The sequence below is a fragment of the Dyella dinghuensis genome, from assembly GCF_003977615.1.
GTDB classification, from domain to species: domain Bacteria; phylum Pseudomonadota; class Gammaproteobacteria; order Xanthomonadales; family Rhodanobacteraceae; genus Dyella_B; species Dyella_B dinghuensis.
In genome coordinates this window covers 52372-70241 of the sequence record NZ_RYZR01000003.1, presented here as the reverse complement: position 1 = coordinate 70241, position 17870 = coordinate 52372, and the positions used below count along the sequence as shown (strand labels likewise).

The window sequence follows — 17870 nt, the reverse complement described above, 5'->3', positions numbered from 1 at the left end:
CATAGGCATAAAGCCTCTAGGTGCTATCCCGTACTTTTTTTAAAATGAGAAAGCGGGTAATCAACGCGGAGACGATGCCCAAAAGGGGAGTAAAAAACACAATTAGCGTAAATAGCAATGATGCAACGACCTCAAACACGGCCGAAGCATGGAATAGATCTAGCCCGTGCCTGTTTGCCAATATAGTTACAAAATATGCAAAGATTCCCGCTAGCACGCCACTTATACTGCCCTTGAATAAAACAACCTTTAATACAGTTGTGGCGTATGGACGAACGAAGAACCCGACTATTAACAGAGCGACATAAAACGTTGGAACGAATACGTGTACTCGATCAAACTGGTAAAATCTATCCGTAAAGCGCAACGGGGAAAACTGCGCAATCGCTAGTAATGTCATGCAAACAACGCCATATCTAATTGCTGAACTGAGCGACTGATTCATGGCACCTGCTTCGTCGTTACCCCAGGAAGGTCAGATAGCGCGGTTCCCAGACCGCCTGGTCGATAGTAGTGAGGTAGATTACTAAACGGCCCTATGCCTCGTATTGCATTTGATACATGATCCGCGCAAAAGCCCGGAAAAGCGCCACCTTCAGCCTCAGCATTGGCGTCAATTGCTGCCTCCTCTTGAGGGGTAGTGTTAAAAGTGTAAGTCGTGACATTGCTCCCCGTGCCGCGTTGAAACGCTAAATAACTTCCGAGATTGGCATCATCACCTGTGAATAGATCGCCCGATCCTCGCACATCTTGCCCGGGTGTAACTCCCGGATATGCCCCAGCGGGATCATAGATAAATGGTCCATTTTCGAAGCCGTGATCAGTATAGAGAGCCGCGTGCGTTCCAATGCCGCCGTCATAAGTGACAATGATCGTCGTAGCCAAACCGAAGGGGTCGATATGACTCAACGGATCGCTCCCAGCATAGGCATAAGTGCTCGCTTGACCACCGAACATGCCAAGCGGATCGCTTTCGATGTATCGCCCTGTTGATGAGTCATAGTCGCGATGCCCGTTGTAATTCAGGCCCGTTTCTTGATCAAAGTATTGCCCCGGGAACCGCGCGTTATAGGTGTAGCCCGTAGTAGTGGGTGCCACCTCATTCCAAGGATTGCCCTGATAAGGGTTCTGCCATTCGGTCGTGCCGCTGCTATTTGTAATCGCACGAGGTGTACCAAGCTGATCCGCCGTCACGTAGGCAATCGTGCTCGTTTGGCCCGCGGTATCAACGTTCGCGACCGGGATGTTGCCCATCCAGATGTAGTCCCGGTTCGTCGTTCCGTACTCACCCAGCAGCTGACTGGATGTGTTGTAGTCGTAGCGTTCGGTCGCGGTGCCGGTGACCTTCTGGATACGTTCCCCGACAGCATCGTAGGTGTAGTTCGCAATCGTGCTGCCACCCAACTGAGCCACTGTCATGCGATTGCGGTCGCTGTACCCGAAACCGTAGGTGCTGCCCGCTTGTGTCATTCCCGTCGTGTTGCCATCGGCATCGGCAGTAAATGCACTATTCCCCACGGCATTAAGCTGATGCGTGCCCGCGTTGTACGTGTACGTACCCGCGTCCAAGCCAAAGCCCGTCTTCGTCAGTCGATCACCTGTTTGGTTATAGGTGACGCTTTCGAGAACTGAACCGTTTGCCTCGGTGACACTCAGCAATCGATACAATGAATCGTAGACATAGGTCTCCGTGGCGGGGTTTGCACCCGACGCATTGCCGATGGCCGTGATGTCGCCCATCGCATCGCGTGCAACGTGCAAGTTGAACGCCGGACTCGTTAAATCAGTGAGCTGATAGTTGGCATCATAACTACGCGTCACCGTCTGACCATTCCCCAACACGTAGCCACTGATGGGACCAAACGGCATCCACGTGACACTGCTGACCACCGTGGTTGGGCTGGTCGCTCCACTGGGCGTTACCTGCACACTCTCGAACAAGCCGTTGGAGTTGTAGGTGTACTGCGTCAGCGTGCCATCGGCGTTCGTCACACTACTCAACCGATCGGCCAACGTGTAGCCGTACGTTGTCGTATCAGTATAGCTCGATGCCGCCCGCCTTAGAGTACCGATATTGCCGTGACCGCCGTAGCAGAAGATCGTAGTCAGTCCGTTCTCCACGATGCGTGTGAGGCGATCTGTCGGACGCGAGCTACTGCAACCGGTGACCGAGTCGGCCTCATCGTAGTAGTAGGTGACGTTCTGCGTGCTATCAGGATAGCTGATGCCGATAAGGCGATTATCCGCATCGTAAGTCGACGTGCTGGTGATGCCTTTCGCATCGGTGTGCGTGAGGCGATTGCCGGCGGCATCATACGTGTCGCTACTGGCGCCCGTATCGGGACTTTGCAGGCTGGTTCGATCATTCAGCCCATCATAAATATAGCTGGTACTGAGGCCGCTGGGATCGGTCACGGCGGTCAAACGATCTAGAGCATCCCGGCCGTAGGCTGTCGTCGTGTTGGTCGTCGATGGGTCGCTGCCGTTGTAGTTCTGAATCGTACTAATGAGTCGATCGAGGGCATCGAAGCCCTGGTGATGCTGGAACCCTCGCGCATCCACGCTATGCACAAGATTGCCATTGCCGTCGTAACTATCACTGTAAGTCGCGCTGAAAACGGTGTTGTTGAGACCATCCATAACGGTGGTCAACTGACTCAGCACATTGTAGTTTCGCGATACGCTGTGGACGACCGTGCCTGCTGCGTTGAAGTACTGCTCTTTGGTTCGATTGCCCGCAGCATCCAGTGTGTACTGAATGTGTTTGCCCAGGGCATCGGTAATGGCGGTCAGACGATGGGCGGCGTCATAGGTGAATGTGACCACAACACCATCAGGATCGGTGATACCAGCCACAGCACCGTACGGCGTATAGCTCAGTGTCGTAATCGCGTCAGAGCTATTCGGGGTATTGGCGGGCGTTACTCGTATCGTCCGACTAGCCAACCAGCCGCGTGGAGTATAGGCCAAGTTCGTATAGACACCGTTACTGTCTTGCATGGTGATGACGCGACCGTCGGCGTCATAACTGAGGTATGTCGTAGTGTGACCCAGTGGATCAGTCACTTGGTAAAGGTCGCCCGGCTGATAGCACGCGGCGCCCGGCGTGCCGCAGCTCACGGCGCTGGCGCTGGTGTAATAGCTGTAGGTGGTGGTCTGCGTGAGATCGGTGCGCGGGCCAGTCACCGATTGCAACAGCCCCACCAACGGACAGTTACCGCCCACCATCGTGCAATACACATAGGTCCAACGCCGCACGCCCGAAGGGGCGCTGCCCGTGTTGGAACACACGTAGCCACTATCGGCACTGTTCGTCGGATCGATGAGGCAGTGCGCCAGTGTTTGGCCTGCAGCGTTGTAAAACCACCCTTCGCTACGAACGATGATGTTGTTGGCATTGGATACGGTGCGGGTTAGCGGCACGCGCAGGGCCGTGTTCCAGGTCATGGTCGTGGTACGTTGCTGGGGCGAGCCGGCACCATCAACGAAGGTCTGCAGCAAGTTATGGCTGGTATCCCACGTGTAGGTCAGGTTGCGGGGTGTACTGCCATCGCCAAGCACATTCGTCTCGCTCGCGATATAGCCATTGGCGTTATAGGTGTAGGTGGCTGTATTGACCGAGGTCGCGCAACCCAAACACGGGGTCTGTACCTGCGTGTGGCGGAATCCATTGACGAGGAACTGGCTCGTGTAGGTACGCACCGCGCCTAACGCATCCGTCGTTGTACTGGTGTTGGAGTTGCCACCCACCGTCAACTGGATGCTATTGACGCCACCCGCTAACGATGTTGAAGCGCCACTTTGGTACCCGGTGTATGTGTAGCTCGCATAGGTGGTATTCGTTTCGTCGACCACGCTATCGAGCAGGTAGTACGTGTATGGGGAAACGGAAGTGGCGGTGTAGGCATACGTTTTAACGCGGCTGTCGGGGTAGGTCACCGAATGCAAATTGCCATTGGTATCGTAGGCATAGATGTAAGCGCCACCGGCTGAGTCAGTGACTTTAGTCACCTGGTTTTGCGCGTTATATGCGAACTGAAGACTGCGTCCGCTTGGATCGGTGACGCTCGCTAGCTGCCCCGCCGTGTTGTACCCAAAGGTTTGTGTTAGGCCCGCGCGATTGGTTAGCGTTTGCAAATGCCCCGTCGCATCGTACTGCTCAGTGTTAAGATCGCCATCGATCAGCGTCCAGCCGGTTGCGTTACCCGAGCCGTCGGTTTGTTCCGTCAACTGATCATTAACGTCCGCATCTGGCGTCCACACCCCATTTGTCAAAATAAATGTCAGCACTTGCCCATCGCCACGCAAAGCTTCCAGGCTGGTGACGGGTTGCTCGTTATCGAAGACCAGCCGGGAACCGTAGTTGAAGCTCCAGCCGATGCCGAACGGGTAAACGTAACTAGCTATCCCAATCCCGGGTGTCGCATCGCCTACGGGATAGACGACATTTTCGATTGCACTGCGCTTTGCAATCTCCGATGCCTCACTGATCACGGGGCGAGCGTTCGTCACGGACGCACCCAAGGGGGTGCTTACGGTGCTCATGTACAGCATAGAAGCGGTTGAGGAGTTGTAGCTGCGCGTCAATCGCAACGGGAACGCGCCGCCGCCTTGTTGGTCATCTTCCTCGATGTAGATATTGCCGGTCGCATTATCGATCGGATCGCCGGATGTACCTTGAGGGTATGTACAGTCACAGCCCGGATTTTTGGGGTTACCCAGGTTCTTGCCGGCGGAGGCCGCGTTACAGAATTCGTCCCCGTCGTCATCGTTGGCACCCGCATCCGCTGGGTCGCACGGCGGCTCGGCCTGCGCATGGACGACAGTCGGTAGCGCCGTCAACGTTGCTACACCCAACCAAGTGACGGGCACCGCCATCACCGAGCCGAACGCCAACAGGAAAGAGAGGATCAACGAGCCCAACGACCAAGTTGCCCGGGCGGGCCGCGCCAGAAAGTCGGTGCCCATCACTACGCTACGCATCACTCGCCCCTTCCCTGCGTTGAATGGTTTCGTCCCTGCGAGATCGCACGGACGATCACGTCAAACCAGACTGCCTGTAGTTACCGCTCGCGTCGAATCAGTAAGCATGTGGCGCACGGCTGCGGTATACGAACAGCAGACATATCGCAAGCAACCTCATGCGTTGCCTATGCCGAAAGCGTGTTGGGTCGGACATGTTGTGCGACTTCTAACTGCCGCCGTCCCAACAGAAGAAAGGTCGGCACAAGGCACCCGCCGTAAATATCCGACAAGACCCATTTGCTTCCCCTGTTACACACGACAATCAGCTCGACAGCCATCGGCTCATGAACGATTCGCGATAACTGCTTCGGCAAACCAATCTTTGACGACGAATGATTTAATTAGACGGGCCAAATCAGATAAGTCAATGATGAAATTACATCATGATGTAAATACGTCAGCTCAGTTGAGTTCAAAGGCGCACCGTTGATGAAATTCAATCAATCTTTTCCGTATTCAGTCCTGAAAACGATCGTGCTGTCTCAGAGAGAATCGAGCGGATTCGTTAACGACATGTCAGCTTTTAAATTCCGATGTGGAAGACTTAGACAGAGTCGAGCTTATCGAGAGATGCCCTCCTGGCTTTGAGCGTCGAAATCACAGTGAATGCATGAGATGCTGTTGTAGATATTTCTAAGGTCGGAGCTCAAGAGGCATGACGTCAAGGGTGGATGGGGCGTTGCGTAAGACTATTCAGTGGTTGGGGATCGTTCGATATGTGCTGACTGTGCTGGTAGCATGCGCGCCAGCCATCGCATTGGAAGCGTTAGCGGCAACCGCGACGCAAGAAGTAACATCGCCCCTATCGCAAGCAGTACTTCATGAAAACTGCCCACGCCCGCTTCCAGGAGGAAGCGTCCCGGAAGCAAAGGATCTACGCAGCGAACACGGCATCCTGCAAGTTGACATGACGATTCGCAATGACCGCTCGCGTGATGGTTTCTTGCGTTTTTGCTACGTGCTTGCCGATGGCACGCAGGCGCCGACCTTGCGCTTGCATCCCGGAGATTTTCTGGTGTTACACATCAAGAACGAGCTAACTTCGCTCGATTCTGGTGCGATACCTCTCAACCACAATCACATGCACGCTTCGTCCTTGACGGATCCCTGCAACAGTAACGTGATGTCACTCACGTCCACCAATGTGCACTTTCATGGTCTTACGATTCAGCCGATCTGCCATCAGGATGATGTGCTGAAAACGGTGATTCAAACCGGCTCCCCCTCCTTTGAATACAGGTTTCGCATACCCCTAAATCAACCGCCTGGCCTGTATTGGTATCACCCACATATCCACGGATTCAGCACTCCGCAAGTGGTGGGCGGTGCTTCCGGAGCACTCATCATCGAAGGTATCGAACGCGCAAACCCATCTGTGGCCGGTTTGCCGGAACGCGTGCTGGTTATCCGCGATCAGGATCTGTTGAAACCGAATGCATCACCCGCAAAAGGCGATCCCGTCCTTCTTTTCAAAAGAAAAGATACCGATGGCGATGCCGCCAACAACGGCACGGGTTTTGGAACTCCGGCCAAGGATCTGTCGATCAACTATGTACCGATTCCGTATCCGGATTACCTTCGCCCCTCGATCAGTATAAAGCCTCGAGAGCACCAACTTTGGCGCGTGGTGAATGCCAGCTCTGTGACTTACCTCAATTTATGGATGTTTGTCGGCGACGATCCCCAGTTGCTTGGCATCATTGCGGTGGACGGTATACCGCGCGTCGATCGCGATCCCACCAAACATGCTATCGATTGGCGAACACATATCGTCTTGGCGCCTGGGTCGCGCGCAGAATTCGTCGTTATAGGACCTCCGCCAGGTGTCAAAGGGGCCCTGATAACACGAACCGTCGACACGGGTCCGAGCGGTGAAAACGATCCCAATCGTCCACTCGCCTGGCTTGTCGCCGATAACGATGCTTCCGAACCATCGTCGCGTCTATCGGCCTCGCCCGTGCCGTTGTCACCGTCCACATTGCCCTGGCTGGGCGACGTCACGCCAGTGCGCACACGCAAACTGTACTTTTCAGAGAAAAGTACTGACCCGAAAAACCCGGGAAACGCCACGGAGTTCTATCTCACCGTGGACGGACAAACACCTTCACGTTTCGATCCTACATCCAACATCCCCAATATCGTCGCTCAACAAGGAACCGTCGAAGATTGGATTATCGAGAATCGCTCGGATGAGCTACATGCTTTCCACATCCACCAAGTTCATTTCTTGCTCATGGACGCGTCCGGTGTACCTGTAGCAGACCGCTATCTGCGCGATACGATTACCGTGCCGTATTTCAAACCCGGCATGTCGCACTATCCGAGCGTACGCTTGCGCATGGATTTTCGTGACCCGAATGCCGTGGGTACTTTCGTCTATCACTGCCATCTATTCGAGCATGAAGACGGCGGCATGATGGGGACGATTCGTGTCACTCCGGCACACAAAGATGTTGATGTGCCCTGAAATTTGAGTCGTTTGCGTCAACCCGAGATATCAATTGTCAACCATCACGATTTGATTTAGACGTCTAGAAAAGAAAATGAGCAATCGTGCCGCCAGGCCTGGAATGGTGTCGGTAAAGGCGCCCACCTACCCGGCTTCATGCGTGCGCCTCATAGGGGCGATGGATAACGCGCGACGATGGGCCGTCGAGGGTGCACTTTGCTGTGCTTGAATCTGTGGCGTTCTCTACGTCAAAAGGTTCAATGCAAGTTCCTGGATAAATTTTTGTGTGGCCGCGCTATATCGGTAAGCCACAAATGACGTGCCGACAAAGACAGGTAGCCACGCGAGAGCTCGCACTAGCGTCAAAGCGCGATTCGAAAGCTGATATTGGTCGGAAAAACCCTTTATTGCCTCGTCTAGAATATTTCCAAGCTCCAAGGAAAACGTGCCCCGTTTGCTCTTCAAGGGTTCGAAAACGACTCGGAATCCGTGATCAATGCGTTTCAATTGAAGTACTTGATTTGCCACCACGAAGGAAAAAATGACGGCGATGACGAGCGATCCTAATACCAAAAGCTCGCTTTCAATCAAGGTTGAAGCATGATAGATGCCGATCACAGCTGCGAATGACAAAGGGAGGCCGAGTATTTTTGCGGCGCTGTCACCCATGATAGATTGTATTTTGCTGACAAACTCAAGTTCCGAGGCGGCGATCTGCTTGCGCACCTTGTCGAAAGAGAAATTGCTGATATAGCAATCGACATCGTATTGGTATTTGGCGAGAACTTGGGGCCATTCGGAGATCAAATACGTAAAGGCCTCATTGCCGGCTGGAGCGTTCTGCAACACATCGGCGATTGCTAGCCGAAACAGCGACCGACGCTCGTCAATGTGCAAGGCTTCGTTGGCCTGATCTGACACCAGCAATCGAAGAACGGCTAGCTCTGGAGTTGGTAGCTCCAGTGTCACATTCGAAATCCGCGTTTGGAGCTCAAAAGTGCGTGGCGGCGAGCGCTCCTCGGCCGGAATCACAAAGATAAGTGTCTTGGCATCAAGGTGGGTCGATGAAAGTGACTGTGTTAGACGGCCTAAGAGCTGGACCAACTCGACTAATGTGCGGAGGCGCAAGAGGATGGCGGGTGGTGACGCCTCGCCATCCATATAATTGTTATCAAGAAGATAAAAGTTCTTAGGGAAAATACCTTGACTTGGACTCGTGGTGAGATCGGCCAATTGAGACACGTTGTCGTAAAAGCGAGCGTGCTCATTGGCTGCTAATTTCCAGCGAAAGGACACTTCCCCTTGCGCGTCACGCTCCGGGTTTTCCTCGAACCGTCCAAATTGCTCACCCAGTTGCTCACACGTCGCAAGCACCGCGTCTAATGCGGAGGAACTTGGACCTTCGTACGCAAACGTCGATCCGTTTAGGGGAGGCCTGTTGGATTCCCGGTACAGTTGCACCACGTCCGTAAGCATAACTATTCCTCCGCGAGCTGACCGCGGTCGCGCAGCGTATCTTCGATCTTGCGGACGGTCTCCGGTGGGAGCCTTGTAAGGGTCAATGTATGCCGGGCACGATCGTAGACGATTTCACTATCGGCGATGCCCAGGGCGCCGCTTTCGAAATTCAAATTCCACTGATCAGCCTTTGCGGCAATACGAATATAACTCTTAAGCGTCGTCTTGCTAACGGGAAATTCGTTCGGGATTTGCATTTCCTCGCTATTGAGGAAGAGTTTTAGTCCCTCGAGAAGTTCGTATTGGTCTACCGCAACAACGCGCTGAACCACGCGTATCACGTGATCCAACTCCACGATGGCGTGATCCGGTAGAGACTGCAGGTAATCGATGACAGCCTGACGGGCTTCCGATGCCTTATTAGCAATGGCCGCCTGACCTTTGACGTAATTCTTGACCGCCTTGATCAACGAAGACGTCGCACGCCCCGAAGAAACGCCACGCTCACACCCAAGGGCCTGGATAAAGTAACCCGCTACATCTTCTTTACCCTTGCGGTTGACGAAACAGAGATACGTTTTCTCCTCATCCGCCGCGATTGGTGCCCCTCCTTGTTGCGCTAGAAATTCGGCATAGCGATTCAAATTGATACGCGCGGCCTGGTGGAGTTTGGATAGATCCACCTCGTTGACTTCCGTCGGTTCGAAGTCGGCTCCAAGGGTGATACCGCCCCGCTCCTTGATCATGGCAATCAAGAGATAGGTTGCTGCCTGCTGAGCGTAGCAAGCAAAGAAAATGTAGCCACCGGTTGCAAAGTTTTCTTCCGATGCCTGTCCCGCCAATTCCGTCATTGCGGTATGGGCCACTTGAAGGAACGCCTCTTCCGTGACATGGTCCGCGAGCTCTGCCGTCGCACCGGGGAAAAGCCCCTCGCGGCGACGATCACCAAACTGGCCCCAAGAGACGGCGTTTTCGTCGCGTCCCATCAGGTTAGCCAGCTGTGTCGCTAGCTTGAGGACCGGCGCCTTGCCGACGTCCAGCGGTCGACCGCGCAGTTGCACCTCGGCTTCGCGAACGGTTCGCTCTTTCTTTAATGCGTGAATTATGGCGAATTTAAGCTGATCCATAGTTGCCCCCTGTATACCTTTCCCTTGTCGCACCGCACGCGACAGCGCATCTAGTCGCTATCCCGATTGCGTCTCCTACCTGCAGCATAGCGGGCTGCGCCCGTCATCGTGAATGGAACACTCACGGCTTGCGCCGACGGGACCGGGTGCCCGTGGATTTGACCGCTCTCTTGGTTACCGTATGTGTGGTGCGCTTTGCGGGCTCTCGACTTTCGCGCCATTGTGCGACGGTCGCTTCCAGTGCAGCGACATGCCCTGCGTGGTGCGCCGCGGTCTGTTCGGCGGTCCTTGCCACCTTTCGGAGTTCCTCGTGCTTGGCTGTGAGTTGCGCGACTTGCTTGCCGTGTTCGCGGCGCTCCCGTTCCAGCCTCTGCTGGAGGGCTTTGTTTTCCTGTCGTGCCTGATCGATCTGCTGATGGGTTCGATCCTCCACGGTGCGTACGTGGTCCTGCTGGGTGGCAAGTTCAACGCGTAACGTCTGGAGTTCTGCGTGTTGCGTGTCAAGTTGTCCCTGCAAGCGATCGCGTTGTTGCAACAGGTCGGTGCGCTGGGCTTCCAGTTGATCGACCAGTATCTGGCGTTCACGCAATTGTGTGTCGGCCTGGGCCCGCTGTACGGTGGATTCGGCAACGTTCGCTTGCGCTTCGGCCAGCGCGATCTCCCAGAGTTTTCGTTCCTGGGTCAACGACGTTTGGGCAGCAAAAAGCGCATTCTGATCTTCCGCCAGGGCTTCTCGTGCGAGCGTTGCCGCATGTGTCACGGCAATGCGCCACACTTCGACAAACGCCTGCCCTACTTCCGTCGGTACATCGGGCAGCGTCATGGCCTCCTGCAGCCGTTGCGCCAAGGTGCCGCGCCACACCTCCAGCATGCGTGTGACGGTATTGGGTGAGCCGGTCCCGAGCGCTTCGCGGATCTTCTCCACCGTCGGCTTCTCGCCCGCGGCGACCAAAGCATCCGCTGCCGCATTGACCTGCTCTTGAGTGATGCCCTTGGGCATGGGGATGTCTCCTCGATTTCGAAACGACCGTCTTGGCACCGTACCCACGATAAGGGATAGTTATCGTGGGTACGCGATCCATAGTGTTATAAATACTACATACAACATATGAAAAAGAACGATCTTCTGCCAGTGCCGACCGCCCTCCCCACGGTGTCGGCGGACACGCTGACGGCCAGTGCCGCCCAGGCCGTGCGCGACATTCTCGACGAGGCGGCGTCGGCCAATACGGTGCGCAGCTACACCAGCGCGCTGCGCTATTGGGCCGCTTGGTACCACGGCCGTTTCGGTCAGCCCTTAGCGCTGCCGGTGCCCGACGCCGCCGTGGTGCAATTCGTGGTCGATCACCTCGTTCGCCGCAGCAAAACCGGTTCGACTTGGGAATTGCCCGCGGCGCTCGATGGTCATCTGGTGGCGGCCGGTTTCAAGCAACGTCCCGGCGCGCTGAAGCTCAGCACCATCGTCCATCGGGTGGCGGTGCTGTCCGCGGTGCATCGCCTGAAGAAAGCCACCAATCCCTGCGAAAGCGTCACCGTGCGGCACCTCTTGAGTCGCGCCCGCCGCGCCGCCGCCAAGCGCGGGGAACGCCCCGCCAAGAAAACGGCCATCACCCGCAACGCGTTCGACGCGCTGGTCGCCACCTGCGACGACTCGCTGCAGGGCGTACGCGATCGCGCCCTGCTCTACTTTGCGTTCGCCAGTGGCGGGCGCCGACGCAGCGAAGTCGCGGAAGCGAACCTATCGGATCTGAAGCAGGTCGGCCCTCACGACTATGTCTATCGGCTCGAGCGCAGCAAGACCGAGCAAGCCGGTGCCACGGCGACCTCAACCCCCGACAAGCCCGTCGTCGGCGTGGCCGGCGAGGCACTCGCGACGTGGTTGGCACGCAGTGGGCTCGTCGAGGGCGCGCTCTTTCGACGGCTATGGAAAAACCGGATGGGACCGCCGCTCTCGCCGGCCGCCGTCGCGAGTGTGGTGCAAAAACGCGCGCGGTTGGCTGGCCTCGACGGCCATTTTGCGGGCCATAGTCTGCGCTCGGGCTTCGTCACCGAAGGGGGGCGGCAAGGCGTCGCGCTGGCTGCGCTCATGGCCATGACGAATCACCGCAGCGTCGCCAGTGTGATCGGCTACTTTCAGGCCGGCGGTGTGGCCGATAATCCCGCGGCACGTTTGCTCGATGCGCCAGTACGAAAATGAGCATGCCTTGTATCGTAAAAATCGAGATCGGAGGCGTCGCATGATGCGGACGAGTCCGCGTGGAAAGCTATCGAACACCGTGCGTCCGAGGAGGATAAGGCGCCACGCTGCCTGGTACGGCAAAATCTCAATCCGATCGTGATGATGTTATGCAACCGAATGCATACCATCGCGCGCCATCGCCTTACTCACACGTATGACCGGGCTGCTTTAGCGATTCCGATGTTTTTGGCGAGCTCAGACGCATTAATTCACTTCAGCCCATCGATATAGCGTTCACCGGCTTGCTGAAGGGAATCACTGGGATGCCTTACACAATAGTGGCTGACGAATTTGATAATTTCAGGTGCCGTCGTCGTGCGTAAACTCGGATTCGCAGCGCTCGCCCCGCTGACAAATCCCGTTTCCCAAGACGCATATCTAAAAAAGACATTCTCAGACCACGGCTTTTTCATTTGCTCGGGATCAGTAACCAACTTCGTCCAAGTTGCGCACTGAACCTGCGCATCACCGTATTCCCTAGTATGCGGATCCGCGGCTTTTGTGCCCGCCGTGATGCCTGCCATAACCAACAACGTGCCTAAAAGAAAATCCATGCGCATAGCCATTTCCCAGTTCGCCTACGCGCTCAAGGCCTATGAGCGTTACGTCCAAAACGCATCTCCTTCTTCCGGACCATCACGCAAACCAACGATACCTAGGTAGAGCAATATCGGAATCGTCTTTCGATAAGCGGCGCCCTGAAGGTCGATAGCGATCCAGCCCAGGCTCAATCCCCATACTATTGGACCGAGCCACTCCGCCCAGACCGGGAATTTTGTAATCAGCTTCGCGATAAATGCCTTTGCTGCGTCTCTTCCCAGGTGCACCGCCGCAGCTGAAATAGCGAGACCTATGACTATCTCTTTTGTGATTTCAGGTCCAAGCACGGTAAGCAGCAGTGGAATAATAAGGACCTTGTTACCCTTTAGCTTGTCGAAGAACTCCTTTTGTTGCTTCTTTCCAACGCAGGCCCTTTCGAACAATTCGCGCTGCTGTTCTGCAGAAAGTTCAAAGAAAGTTCTTTCTGCAGTGGCTCGAACCAAACGTTCCAGCCTAGATTCAACGGAACCAAAGTATTTCTGCTTGACCTTAAGTTTGACACTCACATCTTCAATCATTTCATAGATGCTGACGCCGGGAGGATCGTCGTTAACCATTAGCTTGCGTGAGGCATATGCAATCTCGGATGATCCAAGATAACGAATTTCCCGCTCAATGATTTTCAGAAAGCGGGAACGATCTTCCAGACTTTGCGTTTGACTGGATAATGCAAAACTATGCTTAAGTTCGGAATCGCTCGACAGATTGATGTAGCTCGCGATCTGTTCGAGAATGACCTTCAAGTCCTCGGCGTCGCATTTTTCCAGCAATGGCTGCATCTCGTACGGCACGCGAGCTCCTCATTTTAAAATCCGAGAGCGATTCATCGGGCTATAAATTATAGTGTCGAAACAATACACCTGTCGCAACTCTGAGCGAATCCAGTCGGGATAAAATTTCATGGTGCACTCCGAACCTCAATGTCTCGACTACTTCTCCGGTGGCGTCCCTCCCCTCTTAATAATCGACGGAATTTTGGATGATTTGAGTCAAACAATTGATAGAGAGTCGGCTGGCATCAGCCGAATTAACGAGCTTTGCCTTATCGGCTTGGTTTCGTACTCAGAGGCGTTTTTTAAAGATCAGTTTGCAGCGATCCTCAACATCGAACCAACTCTCGTCAGCGGACTTATGAAGGCCGGATATGACGCGCTGATTGATCCCGTCGCACTGCTAGCGTATCAGGACTATTGGGGTAGTAAGCTTGGATTTTTGATAGCGGAAAAGCATGACTTTGGCACTTGGAAAAAAGTGAATGGTCTCTTTAACGCAACGCTTGGCATTTCACCATTCTCAAAGGATGATGCGAAAAAGTTCGACTCGTTATTGAGGGATCGCAATCTGCTTGTACACCATGGGGGCGTTTTTACGACCAAATATTTGGAACAAAAAAAGATCCCCGACCAAAATGGGAACGCTCACACGCCATTCTGGGGCTCCCTGGTCGTCACTGCGAGCTACCTGGATGAACAGCTCGCATTCGTTAGAGAACTCACAGCTAAAACCGCTACACAAGCGTGTAAGCGACTGAAGCAGATTGATGAAGTGAAGGTTTCTAAATCCGAACAGAAAAATCACGCGATTGATGCTTTTATGTGGAAAATGAGCGAAGAGTCTTTTGACGAAACAATTGACGACTAACCTCTTAGCCCTTTATGCGTAGCCGAGTTCCAGTCAATCGCTGAGCTCTTCTATCTTGCATAACACCCAACGCCCTACTGATCCAAAACACGCTGATAAACACCAATCGCCAACACACCCCGGCGAAGATCGATCCTGGCACGTCACCGATGCCGGGAGCTGAATCGAACCGCTTTGCGCAGCTTTGCAGGCGATTGACCAGAATCTGGAAACGCCTTCCCTTGCCTGCTGAACAATGCTCGGATTCTCGCCATCTCGGGACGCTACACGACCATACGGCCACGTGTGAGGTACCGTTGATGCCACGCCAACGCCTCACTAAGTACATGCGGCGTGTGCTTGCCCCCACTTTGATGGCATGCGCGCAAGAAATAATCTTGAAGTAAGGGCCGGTAGCTCGGGTGCGCGCAATTGTCGATGATGAGCCTTGCCCGCTGTTTAGGCGACAGGCCGCGAAGGTCCGCCAAGCCCTGCTCTGTCACGATAATGGATACATCGTGTTCGGTATGGTCGGTGTGGCTGACCATCGGGGTTATACAGGAAATTGCGCCATCTTTGGCTGTGCTAGGTGTAACGAAACACGACAAAAAGCCACTCCGTGCGAAGTCACCTGACCCACCGATGCCGTTGATGATGGAGGTTCCGGCAACGTGCGTCGAATTGATGTTGCCGTAAATGTCAGCCTCGACCATGCCGTTTATCGCAATACACCCAAGCCGTCGAATTAACTCGGCATGATTGGAGATCTCTTGCGGTCTGAGAACAATGCGCCTTCGGTAATGCTCAAGATTCCCCACAAATTGCTGGATGCCCTCCGGACTGAGTGAGAGTGCCGTCGCAGAGGCCGCTAAAATGGTATTCGTACGGATCAAGTCCAGCATGCCGTCCTGAATCACTTCAGTGAAAGCCGTCAAGCCCTCAAAGCCACCATCACGCAATCCAAGCAGCACGGCATTGGCAATGTTGCCCACGCCAGACTGTAACGGCAACAAGTGCTCTCCAAGTCGCCCCTGACGAATTTCATGGCGAAAGAACTCCACCAAGTGCCCTGCGATCCGCCTGGACGTCTCATCCGTCGGCGCAAACCGACCCAGTCGATCGGGCGCCCGCGTTTCGACGACCCCCATGATCTTCGAAGGATCCAGTCGCAAATAGGGCTCGCCAATGCGATCTCCTGGTTTGACCAAGGGAATCGGCTTGCGATGCGGGGGAAGCGCTGTACCGTAATAGATATCGTGCATGCCATCGAGCCCATCTGGCTGCTCGGCATTTACCTCGACAATCACCTTATCGGCCAGGTCGAGCCATGTCTTGTTATTGCCCACCGACGTTGAAGGAATGAGTCGACCATCGTCTAAGACGGCCGACACCTCGATCACCGCCATGTCGATCTTTCCCAAAAAGCCAAACCAGGCATATTGAGCCACTTGGCCCAAATGAATGTCCATGTATTCAATCTTGCCCTGATTAATTCGCGCCCGTAGCTCGGGATCCGATTGATACGGCAACCGAAAATCGATACCCCCGGCTTTGGCCAATTCGCCATCGAGCTCAGGCGCCGTGGACGCCCCGGTCAATAAGCGAAGCTTAAAGTCACTACCGCGGGCATGCGCCTGTTCCATGCGGGAAGCCAAGGCCGCTGGAACTTCCTTGGGATAGCCGGCTCCCGTAAATCCGCTCATGCCCACGGTCATGCCCGGCATAATCTGGGCGGCAGCCTGATCGGCTGGCATAAGCTTGGAACGAAAATGCGGATGACGAATACGGTCAGTCATTTTTTGCTCTTAGTCATGAGTACGTCGATTTTCTCAAGCGAGGCATGCGAACGCTTTCTTGGCTGCTCGGGTTCTCGCGAAGTTGCCGCTCACGTGTTTTGTTATGGAGCGACGCGCTTCAGTCGTGCAGCTCGATAGAGGGAAGGGAGGGATGTGGTCGTGTCCGGGTGATGCACCACCCACAGGCACCGGGGCGCGCCCTGTTGATCATGCGTTAGGAAGTCAGCCGAGCGCTTTTTAAAACGCATCAACTGCATAGCGTTCCGTTGGCGATGGCGTCGGCGAACGTCCCACCACTGGCTGAAAAAGCCTACTCCAGGCGCTGCCAGTGATTTATGAAGTTCTTAGTGCGGATTTATTCGAAATCATGATGGGCCCACGACCCACTAACCGGAAGCATGCGAAGCAGTCGAGACTGCTCGGTTTCTGCGTGCATCGACCGTCGAGCAGTCCGCCTTATACGAAGAAGATTCGTGAGCGAGGCGCATCAGTTGGCAGTTCGATCATCCAGTTCATCGTGCGACTCCGACGAACGGATAGCACCGCTCAACTCACTGCGTGAGTGCAGACACAATGCCAATCGCCAATGAGCTGCGCGGCTGCTTATGGAAGCGGCGCGGCGGCAGCCTTTAGGGCAAGAAGCTGGATGAGCACATTGTCACGAGCATCCGTTACGGCATCGAGATTGCGTCCATCGAGTTCCTCCTGGATGCCATCAACGACGTCGCTGCGAATAGCTGGCGTGAATGACAGATCGCCCAAATCACGCCACCAACTTTCAATCGGCGGACCGAGATGATCAATGGCGTATCCAATGCCCCCTGCCCCACCGGACAAATGCAAATTCATAAACGGACCAAGAAGCGCCCAGCGCAATCCAGGGCCCTGAGCGATAGCAGTATCGATATCAGCAACACTTGCTATGCCCTGATCGACTAGATAGAACGCTTCGCGCCATAAAGCCGCCTGCAGCCGATTGGCGATGTGGCCTTTGATTTCGCGACGGATATGGATCGGTTTCTTACCCACCATCGCGTAGAAGCTAAGCGTTTGCTCAATGACCTTCGGACTCGTGAGATTGCCCCCCACTACCTCGACAAGAGGAATGAGGTGCGGCGGATTAAAAGGATGACCTACGACGATGCGATCCGGCCCTTTTGCGGCATTCTGAATTTCAGAAATCAAAATGCCTGAGGAGGACGTCGCGATGATAACGTCGGGGCCCACGTGTTCGGTGATACCGGCCAAAAGTTGACGTTTAATAGTCACACGCTCGGGGCCGTTTTCTTGGACAAAATCCACCCCATGCAGCGCCGTCGCTAGGTCCTTGGAGAAACTCAGACGATCGAGCGATGCACCATTGGCTAGGCCAATGCGAGTCAAAGGCACCCAGAATTGAGGTATCAGCGTGCGAAGCTTTTCTTCCGCATCCGGAGCCGGATCAAACGCGGAGACATCAAAACCCTGTGCAAGATAGTAAGCCGCCCAACTTGCGCCGATGACGCCAGTGCCTACGATGCCGATCTTCTTTATGGTTTTGTTGTTCATTGGCGGTA

12 protein-coding genes are annotated in these 17870 nt (G+C 54.7%); 3 read left to right on the top strand and 9 right to left on the bottom strand.

The window, feature by feature from the left end:
- Window positions 1-16: 16 nt before the first annotated feature.
- Both EKH79_RS18835 and EKH79_RS03475 read right to left on the bottom strand, forming a co-directional pair.
- Window positions 17-445 carry a hypothetical protein gene (locus EKH79_RS18835; protein ID WP_126672416.1) on the bottom strand — a complete coding sequence of 143 codons (429 nt, stop codon included), beginning with the start codon at window positions 443-445 and terminating at the stop codon, window positions 17-19.
- The gene (locus tag EKH79_RS03475) at window positions 442-4983 is read right to left on the bottom strand and encodes an RHS repeat-associated core domain-containing protein (protein WP_126672415.1); all 4542 of its coding nucleotides are present in this window, start codon (window positions 4981-4983) and stop codon (window positions 442-444) included. The genes EKH79_RS18835 and EKH79_RS03475 overlap by 4 nt, the downstream gene beginning before the upstream one ends.
- A gap of 949 nt (window positions 4984-5932) precedes the next feature.
- On the opposite strand from EKH79_RS03475, the gene EKH79_RS03470 reads away from it, so the two are divergent.
- On the top strand, window positions 5933-7492 hold the full coding sequence (locus EKH79_RS03470; protein ID WP_199754119.1) for a multicopper oxidase family protein: 1560 nt from the start codon (window positions 5933-5935) through the stop codon (window positions 7490-7492).
- Between the two features lie 225 nt (window positions 7493-7717).
- Here the strand turns inward: EKH79_RS03470 and EKH79_RS03465 are convergent, their stop codons facing one another.
- The 3 genes from EKH79_RS03465 to EKH79_RS03455 all read right to left on the bottom strand — a co-directional run bounded on the left by EKH79_RS03465 (window position 7718) and on the right by EKH79_RS03455 (window position 11059).
- Window positions 7718-8950, bottom strand: a complete 1233-nt coding sequence (locus EKH79_RS03465) for a hypothetical protein (protein WP_126672413.1) — start codon at window positions 8948-8950, stop codon at window positions 7718-7720.
- Between the two features lie 2 nt (window positions 8951-8952).
- Window positions 8953-10059, bottom strand: a complete 1107-nt coding sequence (locus EKH79_RS03460) for a nucleoid-associated protein (RefSeq protein ID WP_126672412.1) — start codon at window positions 10057-10059, stop codon at window positions 8953-8955.
- Between the two features lie 121 nt (window positions 10060-10180).
- Window positions 10181-11059 (bottom strand): DNA-binding protein, encoded by an 879-nt coding sequence (locus EKH79_RS03455; RefSeq protein ID WP_126672411.1) that lies wholly within the window; start codon window positions 11057-11059, stop codon window positions 10181-10183.
- A 108-nt stretch (window positions 11060-11167) separates the two neighbouring features.
- Between EKH79_RS03455 and EKH79_RS03450 the strand changes: the two genes are divergently transcribed.
- Entirely contained in the window at window positions 11168-12256 is a 1089-nt protein-coding gene (locus EKH79_RS03450) for a site-specific integrase (protein WP_126672410.1), read from the top strand.
- Between the two features lie 251 nt (window positions 12257-12507).
- Here the strand turns inward: EKH79_RS03450 and EKH79_RS03445 are convergent, their stop codons facing one another.
- Both EKH79_RS03445 and EKH79_RS03440 read right to left on the bottom strand, forming a co-directional pair.
- Entirely contained in the window at window positions 12508-12858 is a 351-nt protein-coding gene (locus EKH79_RS03445; protein WP_126672409.1) for a hypothetical protein, read from the bottom strand.
- Between the two features lie 42 nt (window positions 12859-12900).
- Complete coding sequence (locus EKH79_RS03440; protein ID WP_126672408.1) at window positions 12901-13689, bottom strand: hypothetical protein; 789 nt, start codon at window positions 13687-13689, stop codon at window positions 12901-12903.
- 109 nt (window positions 13690-13798) lie between these two features.
- On the opposite strand from EKH79_RS03440, the gene EKH79_RS03435 reads away from it, so the two are divergent.
- A complete protein-coding gene (locus tag EKH79_RS03435) occupies window positions 13799-14539 on the top strand; it encodes a hypothetical protein (protein WP_126672407.1) in 741 nt (246 codons plus the stop codon).
- A gap of 263 nt (window positions 14540-14802) precedes the next feature.
- On the opposite strand, the gene scpC is transcribed toward EKH79_RS03435, so the two are convergent.
- Window positions 14803-16314: a succinyl-CoA:acetate CoA-transferase ScpC gene (gene scpC, locus EKH79_RS03430; RefSeq protein ID WP_126672406.1), complete on the bottom strand. Its 1512-nt coding sequence runs from the start codon at window positions 16312-16314 to the stop codon at window positions 14803-14805.
- Window positions 16315-16917: 603 nt separating this feature from the next.
- Window positions 16918-17862 carry a 3-hydroxyacyl-CoA dehydrogenase NAD-binding domain-containing protein gene (locus EKH79_RS03425; RefSeq protein ID WP_126672405.1) on the bottom strand — a complete coding sequence of 315 codons (945 nt, stop codon included), beginning with the start codon at window positions 17860-17862 and terminating at the stop codon, window positions 16918-16920.
- Window positions 17863-17870 lie beyond the last annotated feature (8 nt).

What these genes read in the sequence shown, in the direction of transcription:
- EKH79_RS18835 (WP_126672416.1), bottom strand. Translation starts at nt 445, where the DNA reads ATGAATCAGTCGCTCAGTTCAGCAATTAGATATGGCGTTGTTTGCATG.
- EKH79_RS03475 (WP_126672415.1), bottom strand. Translation starts at nt 4,983, where the DNA reads ATGCGTAGCGTAGTGATGGGCACCGACTTTCTGGCGCGGCCCGCCCGG.
- EKH79_RS03470 (WP_199754119.1), top strand. Translation starts at nt 5,933, where the DNA reads ATGACGATTCGCAATGACCGCTCGCGTGATGGTTTCTTGCGTTTTTGC.
- EKH79_RS03465 (WP_126672413.1), bottom strand. Translation starts at nt 8,950, where the DNA reads ATGCTTACGGACGTGGTGCAACTGTACCGGGAATCCAACAGGCCTCCC.
- EKH79_RS03460 (WP_126672412.1), bottom strand. Translation starts at nt 10,059, where the DNA reads ATGGATCAGCTTAAATTCGCCATAATTCACGCATTAAAGAAAGAGCGA.
- EKH79_RS03455 (WP_126672411.1), bottom strand. Translation starts at nt 11,059, where the DNA reads ATGCCCAAGGGCATCACTCAAGAGCAGGTCAATGCGGCAGCGGATGCT.
- EKH79_RS03450 (WP_126672410.1), top strand. Translation starts at nt 11,168, where the DNA reads ATGAAAAAGAACGATCTTCTGCCAGTGCCGACCGCCCTCCCCACGGTG.
- EKH79_RS03445 (WP_126672409.1), bottom strand. Translation starts at nt 12,858, where the DNA reads ATGCGCATGGATTTTCTTTTAGGCACGTTGTTGGTTATGGCAGGCATC.
- EKH79_RS03435 (WP_126672407.1), top strand. Translation starts at nt 13,799, where the DNA reads ATGGTGCACTCCGAACCTCAATGTCTCGACTACTTCTCCGGTGGCGTC.
- scpC (WP_126672406.1), bottom strand. Translation starts at nt 16,314, where the DNA reads ATGACTGACCGTATTCGTCATCCGCATTTTCGTTCCAAGCTTATGCCA.
- EKH79_RS03425 (WP_126672405.1), bottom strand. Translation starts at nt 17,862, where the DNA reads ATGAACAACAAAACCATAAAGAAGATCGGCATCGTAGGCACTGGCGTC.